The following is an 18,520-nucleotide window of genomic DNA, read 5'->3' as shown; positions in this document are numbered from 1 at the left end:
TCACCTGTCCGCTACTTATATTGCCTGTTTTACTTTTTCTGTCCACATACCACACCTATCTCCCCACATAGCTATAGGTGTTCCATCCATTTCAACCTTGATAACCTCGCACGTGTTTGAACATCCAGTACAAATAAAGCTTGAAGGAACAAAATTAGTTTTAAGTGAATCAAAACCTCTGAAATTGGTTTTTCCCTTTTCTTTTACTGCTTCTTTAGCTAATAGTGCTGCACCTATTGCTCCCATTACATTATAATATTTAGGAACTACTACTTCATGTCCTACTTCTCTTTCAAAAGCAGCTTTTATACCAACATTAGCTGCTACTCCTCCTTGAAAAACATATGGAGGTTCTAGTTTTTTGCCTCTGCCTAAATTATTTATATAATTTCTCACTAATGCATTACATAGTCCCTTTATTATATCAGCTTTAGAAAATCCATATTGCTGCTTTGCTATCATATCTGACTCAGCAAATACAGTACATCTTCCTGCTATTCTTACATCATTTTTTGAAGTCAAAGCAAGTTCTCCAAATTCTTCTATAGGTATTCCTAATCTCTCTGCTTGATGATCTAAAAATGAACCCGTACCTGCTGCACATACAGTATTCATTGCAAAGTCCACAACCATCTGGTCCTTTATTAAGATTATTTTTGAATCTTGTCCCCCTATTTCAAAAATTGTCCTAACATTTGGAACATAATGAACAGTAGCCACAGCATGAGCTGTAATCTCATTTTTAACAATATCTGCCCCAATCATAACTCCTGCAAGTTGTCTACCACTTCCAGTAGTACCTACTCCACTTACAACAATATTTTTTCCTAATTCATCTTTTAATTTTTTTAACCCTTTTTTAATAGTTTCTAATGGCTGACCATTTGTCCTTTCATATAACTTAAATAAAACTTCATTATTTTCATCAAGTACTATAATATTCGTACTTACTGAACCTACATCAATACCTATATAAGCCCTAACCATTTTGTTTTCCCCCTTCTAAACTACAAACTTACCTAGTTTTTTGTTTCTTATTAAATCTATAAATGCTTCTATTCTAGTTAAATTATTTGCTTTACCAGTCTGTTCGTCTATAGATAAAGTAAGCACCGGTATATCATGCTCTTTAGATATTTTAGGTATTATACTCTGAGATACAAGCTCAGGTAAGCAAGCAAAAGGCATTAAATGAATTACTCCATCAAATCCTCTATCCTTAAAATCAACAATAAAACCAACTGTTTGCTTTGCATGACCACCTATAATTATCTCTATATATTTTTCACCTTTTTTCAATACTTCTTCTTCATGTGTTTTCTTTAAAAAGCTAGGCATAAGATTAAAATCAACCCATTCTGACAGGTATTGAGATCTCTCTACTTCACATCCTAATTCTCCTAGAACCTTTTCTATTTCCATATTTATCGATGGCTCCATAACAACATAGATTTCTCCTACTATTCCAATCCTAATTTTCTCTCTTTCATCAACTTTCTTTAAACGAATAGAATTTATTATTTCCTTACTTCTATCAACAGCCTTTTTCAATTGTTTCTTATCATATGCTGAATCAAATTCTTTTTGTATTTCCTGCCAAGCCCTGTATGCAGAACCAGGTACTTCTTCGTACGGTTTTATTCTATGTATTTCCTTATCAAAAACGTCTATTTGCTTCAGTAAATCATAAGTAAATCTTATTGCCTTGGCTAATTTAAGCCATGAATTTTTGCCTTTAACTTTCTTTACATTTTCTATAAATCTATCTTTGTCTCTATTTATTGCATCGAATATAATTACATCTACATCATAGCCCATTTTATGTAAAATTCTTTTATGTATTTCCCCATAGAAACCAGCTCTGCACGGACCATGTCCACCACTTGTTACAATAGTATCTACTCCCATTTCACAAGCTTCTATATAACTCCCTATTATAACCTTAAATGGAAAGCAAGCAAATTCAGGACTATATTTAACACCTAAATCTATCGTTTTTTGAGATGGTCTTGGAGGAACTACAACTTCATGCCCTAGAAGCTCTAAAAGCTTTTTATAAACAACTACTGTCCCCATATAAGGAAATGCTACCTTCAATCTTATCCCCCCATTGCATTACTTTTGCTTTTTTTCTTCTTATCATGTCTACAAAAGCTTCTATTCTAGTTTGTAGATGATTTTCACCTGTATGCTCATCTACCCTTATAGTCATAAAAGGTAGTTTTGTATCATCTGACTCTATTTCAAAGAGTTTTCCTAAAAATGAATCAGGGCCACAACCAAATGCTGTAATATGTATTATACCATCTACTTCATTCTCTCTAAAAAATTTATATCCCGCCCCTAAAAGTTTATTGCTGAATGTCCAAAATAATGCCTTATCCATATCATCGATATATTTTCTTAATTCACTTTCATCTATCATATCAAAAGTTATAAAATCAACATTTAAACTTTTTAGCTTGTCTATTACATTCATATTAACAAAGCTATCATACATGTTATATACATACCCTAATATACCTAATTTCACATCACTATCAGATCTTTTTGTGCTTTCTATTTTAACACTATTATTAACCATGTCAATAGCTTCTAAAACATGGTATCCTTTTTTATTATACTCTCTAAATCTATACCATTTCTCTGATGCAACTCTGCACGCTTTCTTTAATTTATCATGCGGTAAAGCAAGTTTTTCAGCAATGTCGATATAATTTCTATAATCTGATATATCATCACTTTTCGATTCTATATGACAAGTAAGTACTTTGTCTTCCATTCCTTCTACTCCATGTATAAGCATATCTGGGAGTCCCATAAACTTAGGACAAAATACCTCTCCTTTATATATAGAAATCATCCGTGGTACAAATATATAATCTACATCCTTTTTTATTAAATCAATACAATGCCCTATAAAGATTTTTATAGGAACACATATTTCAGGGACAGATGCCTTTATACCCTCATTTATAAGTTTCTTGTTCGTGTCCTCTGAAACTACCACTTCCATTTCAAGCTCTTCAAAAAAAGTCTTCCAAAAAGGTCCATAGTAATAATACAAAAGTGCTTTTGGAATTCCAATTTTCAATTGCCTTCCCCCCAATCTGAAGTAGCTAAATTATTTCCTAATACCACTATACGGCATATCTTAAAATATTATATCAAAAAAAGAAAATATGTTTCCACTAAAAGCAGAAACATATTTAATCTATCTTATGCTTTATTAATACAATAATATTCGTATATCAATTCATCTAATTGCATACTTAATTTTAAAACCTTTTCTTTGTCTACATTTTCTTTAGATAAAAGCTCATTAAGTTCTTGGCGTTTATTTTCAATTATTTTTTTTAAATTTTCTCCATTTAATTTATACGCCATATAAATTCCCCTTCTAACATTTTTTGCCTAAATTGTGGAAAAATACACACAACTTATATAATAATATCATTTATATCCTTTTAATTCAACCCATTAAAACTAATAACAGAATTTCCAATATCTTTATTATTCACTTTTATAATATCATTTAAAACTGTCCAAATACTTTCTTTTTCAAACCCCTTTCTCCAGCTTGCAACACCTGCCAAATTATATCTGTAAACCAATTTGGCTTTAAGCTCTATAGATTTATCATCTTCTATCCATATTCTATATTTTTTGCCTTCTCTGAAGTACTCAGTATAATGCTGTCCTTCTTCTTTAAGCCAAATTACTTCTAAATTGTTCTCTTTTATTATCTTTTCTACCTCTTCCATAGTTAATACCTTTGATTTAACTCTAAGCCTTCCTTTATTATCTTTATACTCTTCCCATTGCCTTGTATAAAAAGGTAATCCCATTATTAGCTTCTTTTCTGGTATATATTTAAGACTATTTTGTATTCCATTTATTACCCATCCTATTGAAGCTACAGAACCACTTTTTGGACTTGTCGCCCAATGTTCATCATAGGTCATAACTATACAGTAATCTAATATTTTACTTAATTTTTCTCTATCATAAAACTTAGACCAATTCGGATTTGTTGAAGGTACTGTCATATCCATAGAAACTATTATGTTCTGCTGCTTCAAAGTCTCAGTAAGTTTTTTTACAAACTCCGTCAATCTGTCTTTATCTTCATAATATACATTTTCAAAATCTATATTTATTCCATCTAGATCATATATGCTTGAATATACAACTAACTGTTTTATTAAATTCTCTTGAGCTTGTCTACTTTTTAAAAATTGTTTTGTCAAATCCCTATTAAATTGATTATCTATAAGGGCCCATACTTTATATCCTTTTTTATGTGCTTGGTTAACATAACTATAATCTCCGTTGTTTATTATATACCCATTTGAATCAATCGAAAACCAAGTTGGAGATATTATATCTAGTCCTTCTATCTTATTTTCTTTTGATAAATCTTTAGAATATTTATATACATAGTCCCAAACCAAATTTATTTTTCCATCTATCATTACATTTTGTCTAATATTATTAATTTTTCTATCTAGCCTTACATTTTCTGCTTTGATATCAATTATCTTCTTTAGAACATATCCTACATAGCCTTTTTGTGTTCTTACTTTAATCCATTTTTCATTTTCTTCAAAAACTATTACTTCTTCACCTTCCTGAAGCTTGTCCATTACAAAACTGAAGGAAGATTTTTTAGGTCTAAGATAGGTATTAGACTTAATCTTTCCAACTTTAATAGCATCTTTAAGTCTGTCTATTATTAAAGTATTAGTGTCTTCAATATAATTTACATTTATATCAAATATTTTCTCAAGCCCTCGAATATTTAAATACTGTTTACCTTGTATATCAACTGTAAGAAAATTTAAATTTATACCATTTTTAATCATATTATCTAACTTTTTTGTCTCAAGCTTAAATACAGGGTTCTTAATTTGTAAATATAACCTATTGTCATCTTCATCTAAAACAACATCTGAATTTAAATACCCTTTTATAATCTCAACAGGAATATATATTCTATCGCCTTCTATCACAGAATATACTTCTGATTTAAGCGCTATATCTTCTATCACAATATTAGCTTCATTTTCAAGATAGGCCTTAGCAATATTCTGAGGCTCATATGACTTAAAGTATAATAATCCTAATACAGATAAAACTGTCATAATAGTAACCACAGATACAAATATTAATCCTTTTTTTAGCATAAAACCCTCCCATCTCTTACTCATTTACATCTATTTACATTATACCAATATATTTTAAAAAATTCACAGGAAATTCAAGGCAAATCTATTTCTTAAACAAAAACCATTTAAATGTATCTACTTCATATTTGATTTCGTATATGTCTTTTTCATTATGCATGCAAATAAAAACTATTCTCCTATTCCCTGCTATCTTTTCTTCATATGTCTTTAATATTTTTTGCACCTTAACAGAAATATCCTTATATCTGAATTTAAACGGAGTTATTTTCCCAGTATCCGATTCAAATATAGCAATCATATCTATAGGATGATTTAATACCTTCATAAAATATCCCTCCATTTTAATTTGAAATACCGTACAAACAATCAAAGCATACTCATCATAACTGGATATTCCTCTGCTCCAAAACCGCCCAACATAGATTTAAGACCACTATGTAAAAATGTTGCTCTCATTACTGCCTTGTCTCCATATTTATCTCTTATAAAATCTACTGCCCTATCTAGTTTTTCAAGTTTTTGTCTGTCATTTCTATCAAATATCGTAAGCTGAGTCATATCATTCGAAATAAGATCTGACAATCTTACATTAAAATATCTTATATATGAACCATCCCATAATTCATCAAATAAAACTTTAGTTACTTCATACACTTCATTTGTTGAATTTGTAGGAGATAGTAGCTTTCTCTGATGACTTGAATAACTAAATTCAGATGTTTTTAGCCCAATAGATACTACACTACACTGCATATTTGCTTGCCTAAGTCTTCTAGTAGTTGTTTCTGTTAAACTCAAAAGTATTTTATAAGCTGTTTGTCTATCATTTACATCAAAAGGAAGTGTACTTCCATTCCCTACACTTTTAAAAGGTATATAATTGGTATATTTTATGTTTGAATAATCTATTCCCCAAGCATACCTATATATCAACCTTCCATGAGATTTAAACTTCGATGAAATAAGATTATAGTCACTATTTGCTAAATCCCCTATAGTATATATCCCTATTTTATTAAGTTTTATCTTAGTCTTTAATCCTACCATAAACAGTTCTTCAACTGACAGTGGCCAAAGCTTATCTTTTATCTCATTTGGAAAAAGTGTATGTACTTTATTAGGCTTTTGGAATTCACTTGCCTGTTTAGCCAAAAGCTTATTTACTGAAATCCCTATATTTACTGTAAAACCAAGCTCTCTATATATTCTATCCTTTATTTCATGTGCAGCATCTATAGGGTCACTAAAATGCTCTTCCTTACCCGTAAAATCCAAAAAACACTCATCTATACTAAATACTGAAATTTTAGGAGAGTATTCCTTAAGTAAAGATATCAACGCATTATGACACTTAATATACAGCCCATAATTAGGTGGTACAACAACTAAATCCTTACATTTACTCCTTGCTTCCATTATACTTTCGCCAGTTTTTATTCCAAACTTTTTTGCAGGTATAGACTTAGCCAACACTATACCATGTCTTGTTTCCTGTCTACCTCCTACTACTGACGGTATTTCTCTTAAATCTACCTCTATACCAATCTGCTTATTATATGCTGCCTGCCAGGATAAAAATGCCGAATTGACATCAATATGCATGATTATCTTGGAATTTTTATTCAGCACTTTAATCCCTCCTTATTTTTTATAGAACATATGTTCGCATTATATTATATCACCAAACATAAATTTTTAGAAGTATAATCTTAAGTTTGTTTCAAAAATCATATTGGAAGAAGCTAAAAAAACTGTTTTAAAATTTAAAAATTTAGAGTAATATGCTCATAATATGATAAGATATATATATGTAGATTATCGACAAAGTTAAGAATAACTGAAATTTTGTAAAGGAGGTTTAATATGTCAAAAGTTGTAGAAAGATTTTTAAAATATGTAAAGTACGACACAAGATCTAACGAGGAATCTACTACTATTCCAACTACAGATGGTCAAATGGTTCTTGCTAAAGAACTTGCTAAGGAATTAGAAGAAATAGGCTTAAAAAATGTTTCTGTAGATGAAAATGGTTATGTAATGGCTACACTTCCTGCTAATGTAGAAGGTAACATACCTACTATAGGTTTTATCGCTCATATGGATACAAGTCCAGAAATGCCTGGAAAAAATGTTAACCCTCAAATAGTAAAAAATTATGATGGCAAAGATATTGTCCTTGACAAAGAAAAAAATATAATTTTATCTCCTAACGATTATCCTGAATTAAGAGATTACATAGGTAAAGACATCATAACTACCGATGGTAATACACTTCTTGGAGCAGATGATAAAGCTGGAATTGCAGAAATAATTACTGCAATGGAATACTTAATAAATCACCCTGAAATACCACATGGTACTATTCGTATTGCTTTTACTCCTGACGAAGAAGTAGGTAGAGGTGCAGATCATTTTGATGTAGAAAAATTTAATGCTGACTTTGCTTACACAATAGATGGTGGTGCAATAGGCGAGCTTGAATACGAAAATTTCAATGCGGCAAGTGCAAGAATATATATAAACGGTATAAACATACATCCTGGTAGTGCTAAAAATAAAATGAAAAACTCAATGCTTATTGCAAATGAATTTATAAATATGCTTCCTGAAACTGAAACCCCTGCACATACCCAAGGATATGAAGGTTTCTATCATTTAATTTCAATAAAAGGAAGCGTTGAAAAAACTGAACTTTATTACATAATCAGAGATTTTGATAGAAATAATTTTGAAAAAAGAAAAGAATTAGTAGAGGAAATTGCCAATAAATTAAATGATAAATACGGTAATAGTACTGTTAAAATAGAAATAAAAGACCAGTATTATAACATGAAAGAAAAAATTGAAGAGGTAAAACATGTTGTAGATACTGCAATTGAAGCAATGAAAGCTGCAAATGTCACTCCTGTAGTTGTACCTATCAGAGGCGGTACAGACGGAGCAAGATTATCATTTATGGGGCTTCCTACTCCTAACATCTTCACTGGAGGGCATAACTTCCATGGAAGATATGAATATATACCAACATTTGCAATGGAAAAGGCAGTTGAAGTTATTTTAAAAATTGTAGAAATATATGCAAAAAAATAATAGTCGAAGAACAGTAGTCCTTCGGCTCATTTTTTAATCTTTGAAATTATATTTTCAGCCCATTGTCTCACTTTATTTGCATTCTGTTCTTTATCATATTTTAATGGGTCTTTAAAACCTATTTCCCCTAGTATCTGGTTACCCTCTAATTTTTTTCTCATATTTTCAAAAGTACTTGAGCTTTTGCCACTATAACAGCAGAATAACGCTATATACTTATCTTTTAGCTTGATGGTATCGAAAAATGTATTAAAAGCTGGAGCATAAGTGCCAGCCCATACAGGTGTGCCTATAAAAATTACGTCATAATCATCAGGATTTTTATCAAAAGGAAATAATTTAGGCTTTTCTTTGAAAACGACCTGTTTACCACCCCAAAAATATCTCATAAACCCATGAGTACTAATTTCTTTCTCAGGCTTTAATTTTAAAATATCTGCATTAATCTTATCTGCAATATTTTCAGCTATAAATTCTGTGTTTCCTTCCAGAGAATAATAAAGCACTAGCTTTTTTAATTGTCTATCATCCATTTAAAACACCTCTTTATTAATATCTGTACTATCTATATTCGTGATAATTAGAAATAGAATATTAATTTTGATAAAAAACAGGAATAAGAAGAAACTTTTATTTTTATATCACATAATATTTTCCATTAAATATTTTTCCCATTTAGTCCACAAATCACCTATACTATCAACTAAAAATGGATCAAATTGAATACCTCTATTCCTAATAATCTCATCATAGCATTCCTTAAATGTAAACCTATCTCTATATGGCCTATTAGATGTCATAGCATCAATTGTATCACAAATAGCTATTATTCTAGAACCTAACGGAATCTCTTCCTCTTTCAACCCATGTGGATACCCTTTTCCATCCCATCTTTCATGATGATGTAGCACTAATTTAGCTATATTTTTCAATTTATTTGACCTTATTAATATTGAATACCCTATTTCTGGATGAGATTTTATCTTATCCCATTCATCTTTTGTCAAAGAATCTTTCTTATTTAATATGTAATCAGGAATACCTATCTTCCCGATATCATGCAGTTGAGCTGCTATATAAATTATACTAATTTGATATGAAGGTAAATTTAATTTTTTACAAAGATCAAAAATCATCGATGCAACTCTACTTGAATGTCCACCAGTATAAATATCTTTAGCTTCTAGTGATGCAACCAAGCATTTCATGATATCATAAGAAATATTATTGTTTATTACAAACTCCATTTTTTCCCCCCTAAACCTCATTACTCTTTTGTATAAAAAAAATACCCAACATGGGTACCTTCTGCCTAAGTCAAATAATATAAAAACAATATGGCAGTCTGGCAATCGTAGGACAAAAATCCCTTAGACCCATGACTTTGCGCCCCTACCTTTCGATAGGTTTGCCTTTATCATATTATTCAATATTAAATTGGTGCTTTATACCTGTTTATAAATTCACATTTTTACATATTCTACACTAATAAACAAATTCCTTCTTTTTTTCGTTAATTTTTTTTCAAAATTCTACAAAAACAATATAGTATTTAACTTAGCTATCTTATATATTAAAAAACTAAGTTTATTCACAAATTAAAAAGCAGCCTTTAGCTGCCTTTTAGTCTTGAGATAATATTTTTTCTGCTACATCATCTAGGTCTTTTCCGTTTATATGTGCTTTTTCATATGTCTTCCCTATTTTTGCAGTTTTGCATCCAGCTTTCAAACCTGCAATAATATCTGTATCCATATCTCCTATCATCCAACTTTGACTTAGATCTATATTGTATTTTTCAGCAAGGTCTAAAATCATGCCAGGTTTAGGCTTTCTGCATTCTGATTTTCTGTAAAAATCAGGACAAAATCTAATATCTTTAATTTCACAGTACGGCTTAAGTTCTTCTAATAGCCTTTTATGTATTTTATCTAAATCTTCTTCTGTTAAATATCCTAATTCAATACCACCTTGATTAGTAACTATAAATAATGTATATCCAGCATCATATAACTTTTTTAACCCTTTTTTAGCCGATTCATAAATTATTAAATCTTCGGGTTTATTTACATGTTTACTATTATCATTTATAACTCCATCTCTATCCAAAAATATAGCTTTCATAAGTAAAACCACTCCTAGAATAATTTTTTCTTGATTCAATATACTTCTGCATATCATTAATATAACCTATGCTTAATTCTTTTATTATTTTATTGTTAACAGAATCTAACTCTATTTCATTAATAGTCCTTATCGGTAAAATATTTACAGATGTTCCTGTCATAAAAGCCCCATCTAAATTTTTTAACTCATCAATATGTATATGTTTTTTTATAATTTCTATTCCTATCTCTTTTGAAACTTTCAGTATTCTTTTTCTGGTAACTCCCTGTAAAACTTCACCTTCTGGCGCTGTGTATACCTTGTCATCTATAACAAAAAATATATTAGAACGACTGCCTTCAGTAATATATCCCTCTTCATTAACCAAAAGAGCCTCAAATGCATTTTTGTCTTCTAGCTCTTTTTTAACTCTTTCTTTAAACTTAGTATTTACTATTTTAGCATTCGGATTTTCCCTTACAACATTAAAAAGAATTGTATGTATACCTTTTTCATAAACTTCCTTCTCTGGATAATAGCTTTTTATAAAATATGCTAAGAATAGCTGATTACTTTTATTAAGATTGCTAAATACCAATTTTATATTTAAATTTGGAAATTCATTTACAGTAATCAATTTTTTTATTTCATTTAATATTTCATCATCTGACTTTTTTATTCTAAATCCAAGTAATTCAGCTGATTCCCTCATTCTCAACAAATGCTCTTCTACATATAGAGGAATACCATCTATAACTCTAATAACTTCATATATGGATGGTGAATTTATTAAATCAGATATGCTAACTTTTTCAGTCAAGCAAACTTTATCATTAATAATACAAAAGCCTAAATACAAGTCATTTGACATTTTTGCCACCTCACAGTTCTTTATCATCCTTCATCATAAGTTCTTTCATATGCTTTAGCACTCCATTATTCTTAATAAGAAGTATTTCTGACATAATACTTAAAGCTATTTCTTCTGGTGTATGTCCTCCTAATTTTAAACCTATTGGAGCAAAAACCTTACCTAATATATCATCAGATACTCCTTGCCTCCTTAAATTGTCAAATACATACTTTGTTTTATTAACACTTCCTATCATACCAATGTACTTAGCTTTACTATATATTACAGTCTTGAGTGCTATTTCATCAAACTTATGTCCCCTAGTAACTATTACTATATAACAATTCTCATCTATAGGATAATTTTTTAAACTTTCTTCGATACTTCCTAATTTTAATTCATCTGCTTCAGGAAATCTATCTTTTCTACAATATTCTTCTCTGTCTTCAAATATTACCGTATATAATCCTAATATTTTACCTATTTCATATAACTTAAATGCAATATGTCCACCGCCTACAATTAAAAGTTTATAATTAGGTTTAAAAACCTTAATGAAAACATCTGCTTGCCCTCCACATTTCATATGTAGACTCCCTTCTTCATCATTAAGCTTAAGTCTATATGTTTCATTCTTTCCATTTGCTATACATTTTTTAGCATATTCAGTAACTACCAATTCCAATTTTCCCCCACCTATAGTTCCATATGTTTTACCATCCTCTAGCACAGCCATCATTGCCCCCTGTTCTCTTGGAGAAGAACCTTCAACTCTAGTAATGACAGCTAAAGCCACTTTTTTATTTAATCTAACCTGTTCAGTTATCTTTTCTAAAACCTTATACTCCATTAAAAACTCCCCCTTCTTGTCTTAAGGTAAAGTATTGCTTCTAGAACTCCTCCACCAACAGCTCTAGCTTTATCTGATATTGTAAAACAATACTCCTTTATTCCTCTTGGATCTATGTCACCAATTTTAAACCCATTTTTAACTAAAGTATTATTCATAATTAATCCTCTTATCACACCATCAATCAAAGCTTTTACAGGTTCTCCATTTACATATGTAACTATCTGCCCTTTACTAACATAATCACCAATATCAAAAACATTTTTAATGATACCATCACAAGGAGCTCTTAATACTCTTTCTGAAGTATAACCCATAACCTCTTGTGGTATTTTAGTATCTGGCTCTGCAAATCCATCAAAAATAAGTTTTCCAAGGTTATGCCCTCTATTTGTTTCAACAACTACATGAACATCTTCTCCTGCTTTAAAGCCAGGCCCAACACCTATTGTTATTGGTGCCATATTTTTATTTGTACCTAAATTTTTTTTAGCTAATATAGAATCTACTAAAATATCAGGTTTTATTTTTTCTAAGATATTCAATTGACTATCTATTAAAACTGGTATGTAATCATTATTCCATGACATGAATATTTCTTCTTCATTAGTTACTTTTACAGCTTTTACTCCTTCAACAACAGTTTCACCATCAAATATTGCCTGGGCAAAAGAAACCTTCCTTCTTATTACAGTAGGCCATTCTATTTCTAATACTAATACTCTAAATCCACATCTATATAATTTATGGGCAATACCAGTTGCAATATCGCCTCCACCTCGTATAAAAACTATATCTTCCGTCATAAATACTAACCCCACTCCCTACAATTTAAATAATTTTCCCAAGTATCTATATCCATCCCAATTTTTCTATTATTAAAATATACAAATCCTACTTTGTCACCTAAACCTTGTATTACAGCTCTTCCACCAATATCTCCAGATATATTTAATAACTGCTGCCTTAAATCTCTTGAAAAAATAACAGGGTTACCTCTTTTACCATCAAAAATTGGCACTACTAATTGATACTTTCCCGATTTAAATACATTTATTATATTATTTATTGCTTCTACTTTCAAAAACGGCTGATCTCCCATAAAAAACATATAACCTTTTACATCTTTTGAAGATGAAATAATACCAAGTTTTACAGCCTCACTCTGCCCTAATTTCGCTCTTTTATTGAAAACAGTTTTAATACCATATCTTTTAGCTATTTCCTTTATCTCATTCTTTCTATATATCATTATCACTTCATCAACATAAGATTCACAAACTGTTTTTATAACTCTTTCGATAATAGTCATACCGTTAATATCAAGTAATAGTTTATCTCTTTCCATTCTTCTAGAAAAACCAGAAGCTAATATAATGCCTGAAATCAAATTTTATCACTCCATATATAAGTGATTTCGTTATCTTTCATTTGTCCTATCAAAATTTTAGACAGCTTGTATTTACTACTTATTACCTTCTTCACTATATTTATTCCACATCTTTTTTCTCTATCTGTATCGCATTTGTTTAGTATAAGATACCTAGCACAATATTGAGTTGTATTTTTGAAAATCCCGTTATCTGAAACAACTATTTTAAAAATCTTTTCCTCATCTATAATTTCTCCTATATTACTACCTGTAATCTGGCAAAATATTTCTGGTCTATGAACACTGTCATCATATATCTTTCTGCCAATACAATCTAATCCTATCAACCCAACTACTTTGGTTGCATTACAAGGCAATACAGGTTCATAGCTTGCAGGCGCTTTGATAGGTTTTCGCTTCGAGCCATCAGCTTCAACTAGTATATGATCAAACAGCTTTGAATTATATAATTTCTCAATAAATATCTTATCTAATCCCAAGAGTTTATTTTCTTTAGAAATTTCTCTGCCCAATACTGTTACTGTGCCTTTATTAATATTATCAAAATCTTTTAAGTTTAATGAATTTGTAATTATAAGGTTGTCATACTCTTCTTTAATAGGTTTAAAAATAGCTGTCGTTGTGGTAACTAGAACTTTACAGCCTAGACCTTTTAACTCTCTAGCCAATTTAAACATAGTAGTCGTTTTTCCACCTGCTCCTACAAAACAAATAAGTTCCTTAATTTGAGAATCTATATCTAAAGCTTTAAATAGCTTCATTATTTCACCTACTTGCCAAATGGGCATATAGGATATTTACATATTTCACATCCTAGACAAAGCCCCCCATGAGCCAACGATATAATATCTTTTTTAGTTAACTTTTCTTCAATTATTATTCTTGGAAAAACTAAGTCAAATATTGTAGTCTTATGATACATGCCACAAGCAGGTATTCCTATTAATGTAATGTCTTTAACATATGCAAGCATAAACATTGCTCCAGGTAAAACAGGTGAGCCATAAGTAATAACTGTATCAGCCATATCTCTAATAGCATTTGGTGTAACATCATCTGCGTCTACTGACATTCCTCCAGATACAAGTATAACCTTTGATCCTTCGTCAACAAGTCTTTGAGTAGCTTCTTTTATCATATGAGGGTCATCAGGAGCATATTTTATTCCAATTAAATTACAGTCATACTTTTTTAACTTTTCTTTAAGAACAGGCCCAAACTTATCTTCTATTCTACCTTGATATACTTCTGTTCCAGTTACTACAATTCCTACATTCATTTTTTTTAGTCTTCTAATAGATAGAACCTCCCCATGTTTTTTAGCTATTTCTTCGACCTTTCTAATTTTTTCTTCTTCTATCACAAGAGGTATTATTCTAGTTCCTGCGACAGTTGTATCTCTTTCTACTAATGTATTATTATGTAATGTAGCTAGTATAACCATATCTATATTATTAACTCTGGATAATACATCTATATTTACTTTCAACAACCCTCTATACTTAGCTTTAATATTTATCTTTCCCTCTGAAGGACCAGTAAAATAAAGACCTTCACCAGCAACTAGTTCACTTATTCTTTTTGCAGCTTCATCTTCATGCAGATAACCTTTCTTTAAATCTAAAACATAAATATGATTTTTCCCCATGTCTTTTAATACTTTTATGTCATCTTCTTTTATAATATGTCCTTTCTTAAATGCAGCCCCTTTAAATTTTCCAGGAACAATTTTAGTTAAATCATGTCCTAAAACCATACCAACTGCATCTTCCACCTTAACTTTGATCATTTAACTCCCCCTTAGCAGTCTAATATAAATAGAACAAAATCTTCTTTTAAACAAAAAGTTCTCAAATAAGTTCTAACTCTTTACACTATAATTTCTTTTCTTAAATGTTTTTAATATATCTATTTCATAACATTGTTTCACTTCTGTTAAATATTCAATCCCCTTATCACAATAATATTTAAGCTCTTTATTGAGATAGTCTTTAAATATGATATATAAATTTCTATTATTATCCATTTTGCCTCTAATCTCAGCTTTGACTCTATATACCAATCCCAATTCATACGGGCTTTTTAACTTTTTAGAAAAAGAATCTGCTCTTTTTAAGCACTCTAAAGCTTCTCTATACTTGCCTTCTTGTACATATAAAAGTGCCATGTATCCTTCAGCAGTTGAACGCCCCCAAAGTGTATCAATTTGGTTATATACATTCAATGCTTTTCTTAAATACTGTCTTGCCCTATGATAGTCCCCCATATCATAAGCTGCTTGTCCGGCACTTGTCGTAAATATTGTAAGCCCTCTTATTACCTTTTTGTCTTCACAAATTTTAATAGCTTTATCATAAAATGTTAATGCTGTTGAAAAACTCATGTTATGTCTTCTTATCTCTCCTATATAGTTATAGGCAGCTGCTATATTTAGTGAATATCTATCTTCATTCTGATTAAGTATTGTAAACATTTTTATAGATTCCTTCAAAAGCTCTTCAGCTTTTCTGTATTCACCAGACATAATCTTATTTACACCTTTAAGCCTTAATAAAATAGCCATATCCTTTTTGTATTCAAGCTGTCTAGCAAGCTTCAAACCTAAATCTAGATATTTTTTCATAATATCGTTATTATGGGTCTGAATAGAATAATATATCATTTGTCTATAGCCCTTTAATGCATACTTGTATTCTCCAATCTCAATAGACCTATTAATAACTTTCTTAATATAATCAGTTCCTTTGTCATATTCACCTTCTTTTATTAAATATCTGCCCTTCATATGGAAAAACGCTATCTCAAGCTTTGTAATCTCTTCAGTCAGACCTTCCCTTTCCTTTACTTCATCAAGTAATTTCTCAATATCGTCTAAATACCTAACAGCTCTATCTTTTGTTATATACAAATATCCTTGGTCCTTAACTGGCATATTTGTTAATTCAGGGAAAAGTTCATGGCTGAAATCTAAATACTTATTGACATTTTTTATACTATACTTTAAAGTAGCTAACTTATTGCCTCCATTAGAAAAATGGTATATAAGCTTTGGATATAAGAGCATATCGCTGTTATTATTCTTTAAACTACCCTCTAATATAAGCCCAACTTTATTATGAAGTAGTCTTCTCATAGCCTGAGATTGTTCAAAATATATAAACTCTCTTAATTTTTGATGAGTAAATTTATAACTTATTCTGTCTTCTTGAATTATTTCCTTAATTATATATTTGTTTTTTAATTCGTCGATAATTTCAATAATTTCAAACTCATTTTTTCCACTTACTTCTTTTATGATATCTAGACTTGCTTCATCAAAAAATAATGAAATGATATTTATTATTTTCCTACCATCCTCAGAAATATCTAGTAATCTGCTTTTTAATATGTCTTGAATTTTTGAAGTCATAAAGTTTATATTACCTTTTTCTTTTACTGTGTTTAGAAATTCAACTAGAAAAAAAGTATTGCCTTCTGTTTCTTCATAAATCCTATTTTTTAATTCTTCAGAAAATTTATGCTCTGGAAGAGCTTTGCTTAAAAAATCTTCTACCTCATTTTTCGTAAACCTACTTAAGCAAATTTTTTCTACTCTATTGTATTTACTCAAAAGTGCTATAAACTTCTCAATTTTATAACTACATACATTTCTTAAAGTGCCTAATAAATTTATATTATTATTTTCATCATGTAAAATTATTTTGCCAAGTAAAGATAAACTCATATCATCCATCCAATGTAAATCTTCAAATATAAGTAATATTTTCTTTCTTCTAGAAACTTTTTTAAAAATACTTAAAATTACATCTTCAACAACTTGATACTTTAAACTATCTATTTTTTCAACTGGATTTATATTAAGCTGTATTGATTCATCTGCAAATACAGGAAATATAGAAGAGATAATATTTTTCCACAAAACTGGAATATCTATTTTTTCAATTTGGATAATATTAATAAGTTTATCAAGTATAGTATTCCATGGTTTAAGTAAATAATCTTCTTCCACTTGGTAACAATTAGCTTCAATTATATACACATCTTTCTTGTCTATAATACTTAAAAATTTATCTTTAAGTTTCGTTTTACCTATTCCAGCTTCCCCTATTATAAGAACTGGCTTTGAATCTTTATCATATATGAATTTCTTATAGTTTCTCTCTAGAAATTGAAGTTCTTTATTTCTTCCATAAAAAAATTCTTTATTACTCAAATTTTTCTTTTCGTACAAATTTCTCCTAAATAAAATATTTTCATATAACTCTCTAGTTTCTAACTCAGGAGTTATTCCTAACTCATCATCTAATCTCTTTAGCAGCCTGTTGTAAATATCAATAGCTCTATTATAAGCTCCTTTATTGCTATAAAGTTTCATCAAAATTCTATGTGCCTTTTCATCAAATTCATCAGCTTCGATTAATAATTTTGCATAATTTTCAACTAAATCATATTCATTTTTAAATTGACTTTCGTTTATTTTTTTATAAAGCTTTGATATATATATATCTTTAAAGTTCTCTCTTGTACTTAGCAGCCATTCATCAAATTTTTGAGCGTCTTTAACCAAAAAACCCTGTAAAAACTCTCCTGAATACGCTTTAATATCATTATCGCTATCGGATAAAAAAACATCCAAATCTACATGTAAATCTATTTCAGGATTTAACATAACAATCTGTTTTTGTGGAGATATGATAATATCCATCTCAAAAGATTTTCTTATCTTATACATCGTATTTCTCAAATTCTTTTTTGCTTTTGTTTCTGAAAGTTCTCCCCACAAAAGTGCAACTAACTCATCTCTAGTTGCTTCTCTATTTACTACTAAATAGTAAAACAAAGCTTCTGCTTTTCTTAAAGGAAAAGTTATTTTTTTGCCATCCTTTATTACAGTAGGGGTATTAAACATCTTTACATGTATTAAAGCCATATAATCCCACTTTCACTTAATTTATTAAAATCGAAGATTTATTCATATATTTCGACTAAATATATCAAAATCCTTTTTTTATTTAGGTACTGGGTGCTGGGTACTAGGT

Annotated in this window: 18 protein-coding genes and 1 riboswitch; of the genes, 1 reads left to right on the top strand and 17 read right to left on the bottom strand. The window is 29.6% G+C overall.

The window, feature by feature from the left end; all coding sequences use genetic code 11:
• Nucleotides 1-15 precede the first annotated feature (15 nt).
• The 7 genes from TR13x_RS03460 to TR13x_RS03435 all read right to left on the bottom strand — a co-directional run bounded on the left by TR13x_RS03460 (nucleotide 16) and on the right by TR13x_RS03435 (nucleotide 6,818).
• A complete protein-coding gene (locus TR13x_RS03460; protein WP_054870506.1) occupies nucleotides 16-987 on the bottom strand; it encodes an acyl-CoA dehydratase activase in 972 nt (323 codons plus the stop codon).
• Nucleotides 988-1,002: 15 nt separating this feature from the next.
• Nucleotides 1,003-2,097, bottom strand: coding sequence for an acyl-CoA dehydratase activase-related protein (locus tag TR13x_RS03455; RefSeq protein WP_054870505.1), 1,095 nt, complete (start codon nucleotides 2,095-2,097; stop codon nucleotides 1,003-1,005).
• Entirely contained in the window at nucleotides 2,054-3,094 is a 1,041-nt protein-coding gene (locus tag TR13x_RS03450; RefSeq protein WP_054870504.1) for an acyl-CoA dehydratase activase-related protein, read from the bottom strand. The genes TR13x_RS03455 and TR13x_RS03450 overlap by 44 nt, the downstream gene beginning before the upstream one ends.
• A gap of 125 nt (nucleotides 3,095-3,219) precedes the next feature.
• Nucleotides 3,220-3,387, bottom strand: coding sequence for an aspartyl-phosphate phosphatase Spo0E family protein (locus TR13x_RS10895; RefSeq protein ID WP_082394769.1), 168 nt, complete (start codon nucleotides 3,385-3,387; stop codon nucleotides 3,220-3,222).
• Between the two features lie 80 nt (nucleotides 3,388-3,467).
• On the bottom strand, nucleotides 3,468-5,186 hold the full coding sequence (locus TR13x_RS03445) for a glycosyl hydrolase family 18 protein (protein WP_054870503.1): 1,719 nt from the start codon (nucleotides 5,184-5,186) through the stop codon (nucleotides 3,468-3,470).
• 85 nt (nucleotides 5,187-5,271) lie between these two features.
• The gene (locus tag TR13x_RS03440; RefSeq protein WP_054870502.1) at nucleotides 5,272-5,514 is read right to left on the bottom strand and encodes a hypothetical protein; all 243 of its coding nucleotides are present in this window, start codon (nucleotides 5,512-5,514) and stop codon (nucleotides 5,272-5,274) included.
• Nucleotides 5,515-5,555: 41 nt separating this feature from the next.
• Nucleotides 5,556-6,818 carry a DNA polymerase IV gene (locus TR13x_RS03435; protein WP_242851713.1) on the bottom strand — a complete coding sequence of 421 codons (1,263 nt, stop codon included), beginning with the start codon at nucleotides 6,816-6,818 and terminating at the stop codon, nucleotides 5,556-5,558.
• 234 nt (nucleotides 6,819-7,052) lie between these two features.
• Between TR13x_RS03435 and pepT the strand changes: the two genes are divergently transcribed.
• On the top strand, nucleotides 7,053-8,279 hold the full coding sequence (gene pepT, locus TR13x_RS03430) for a peptidase T (protein ID WP_054870501.1): 1,227 nt from the start codon (nucleotides 7,053-7,055) through the stop codon (nucleotides 8,277-8,279).
• Nucleotides 8,280-8,305: 26 nt separating this feature from the next.
• Here the strand turns inward: pepT and TR13x_RS03425 are convergent, their stop codons facing one another.
• The 10 genes from TR13x_RS03425 to TR13x_RS03380 all read right to left on the bottom strand — a co-directional run bounded on the left by TR13x_RS03425 (nucleotide 8,306) and on the right by TR13x_RS03380 (nucleotide 18,411).
• Complete coding sequence (locus TR13x_RS03425; protein ID WP_054870500.1) at nucleotides 8,306-8,812, bottom strand: flavodoxin; 507 nt, start codon at nucleotides 8,810-8,812, stop codon at nucleotides 8,306-8,308.
• Between the two features lie 108 nt (nucleotides 8,813-8,920).
• Entirely contained in the window at nucleotides 8,921-9,526 is a 606-nt protein-coding gene (locus tag TR13x_RS03420; RefSeq protein ID WP_054870499.1) for an HD-GYP domain-containing protein, read from the bottom strand.
• Nucleotides 9,527-9,615: 89 nt separating this feature from the next.
• Nucleotides 9,616-9,702: riboswitch (cyclic di-GMP riboswitch) on the bottom strand.
• Nucleotides 9,703-9,902: 200 nt separating this feature from the next.
• Nucleotides 9,903-10,403, bottom strand: a complete 501-nt coding sequence (locus TR13x_RS03415; protein ID WP_242851712.1) for an HAD-IIIA family hydrolase — start codon at nucleotides 10,401-10,403, stop codon at nucleotides 9,903-9,905.
• On the bottom strand, nucleotides 10,381-11,256 hold the full coding sequence (locus TR13x_RS03410) for an aminotransferase class IV (RefSeq protein WP_242851711.1): 876 nt from the start codon (nucleotides 11,254-11,256) through the stop codon (nucleotides 10,381-10,383). Before TR13x_RS03410 ends, TR13x_RS03415 begins: the two co-directional genes overlap by 23 nt.
• A gap of 10 nt (nucleotides 11,257-11,266) precedes the next feature.
• Entirely contained in the window at nucleotides 11,267-12,088 is an 822-nt protein-coding gene (locus TR13x_RS03405; protein ID WP_054870497.1) for an XdhC family protein, read from the bottom strand.
• Complete coding sequence (yqeB, locus tag TR13x_RS03400; protein ID WP_054870496.1) at nucleotides 12,088-12,894, bottom strand: selenium-dependent molybdenum cofactor biosynthesis protein YqeB; 807 nt, start codon at nucleotides 12,892-12,894, stop codon at nucleotides 12,088-12,090. Before yqeB ends, TR13x_RS03405 begins: the two co-directional genes overlap by 1 nt.
• A gap of 5 nt (nucleotides 12,895-12,899) precedes the next feature.
• The gene (gene mocA / locus TR13x_RS03395) at nucleotides 12,900-13,478 is read right to left on the bottom strand and encodes a molybdenum cofactor cytidylyltransferase (protein ID WP_054870495.1); all 579 of its coding nucleotides are present in this window, start codon (nucleotides 13,476-13,478) and stop codon (nucleotides 12,900-12,902) included.
• Nucleotides 13,475-14,242, bottom strand: a complete 768-nt coding sequence (gene yqeC, locus TR13x_RS03390; RefSeq protein ID WP_054870494.1) for a selenium cofactor biosynthesis protein YqeC — start codon at nucleotides 14,240-14,242, stop codon at nucleotides 13,475-13,477. Before yqeC ends, mocA begins: the two co-directional genes overlap by 4 nt.
• 8 nt (nucleotides 14,243-14,250) lie before the next feature.
• Entirely contained in the window at nucleotides 14,251-15,270 is a 1,020-nt protein-coding gene (locus TR13x_RS03385) for a molybdopterin-binding protein (RefSeq protein WP_054870493.1), read from the bottom strand.
• A 72-nt stretch (nucleotides 15,271-15,342) separates the two neighbouring features.
• Nucleotides 15,343-18,411, bottom strand: coding sequence for an AAA family ATPase (locus TR13x_RS03380; RefSeq protein ID WP_054870492.1), 3,069 nt, complete (start codon nucleotides 18,409-18,411; stop codon nucleotides 15,343-15,345).
• Between the last annotated feature and the right edge of the window lie 109 nt (nucleotides 18,412-18,520).

The organism is Caloranaerobacter sp. TR13 (assembly GCF_001316435.1).
Classification (GTDB): Bacteria; Bacillota; Clostridia; order Tissierellales; family Thermohalobacteraceae; genus Caloranaerobacter.
The sequence above is the reverse complement of the archived record's forward strand: the minus strand, read 5'-3'. Positions and strand labels throughout refer to the sequence as shown.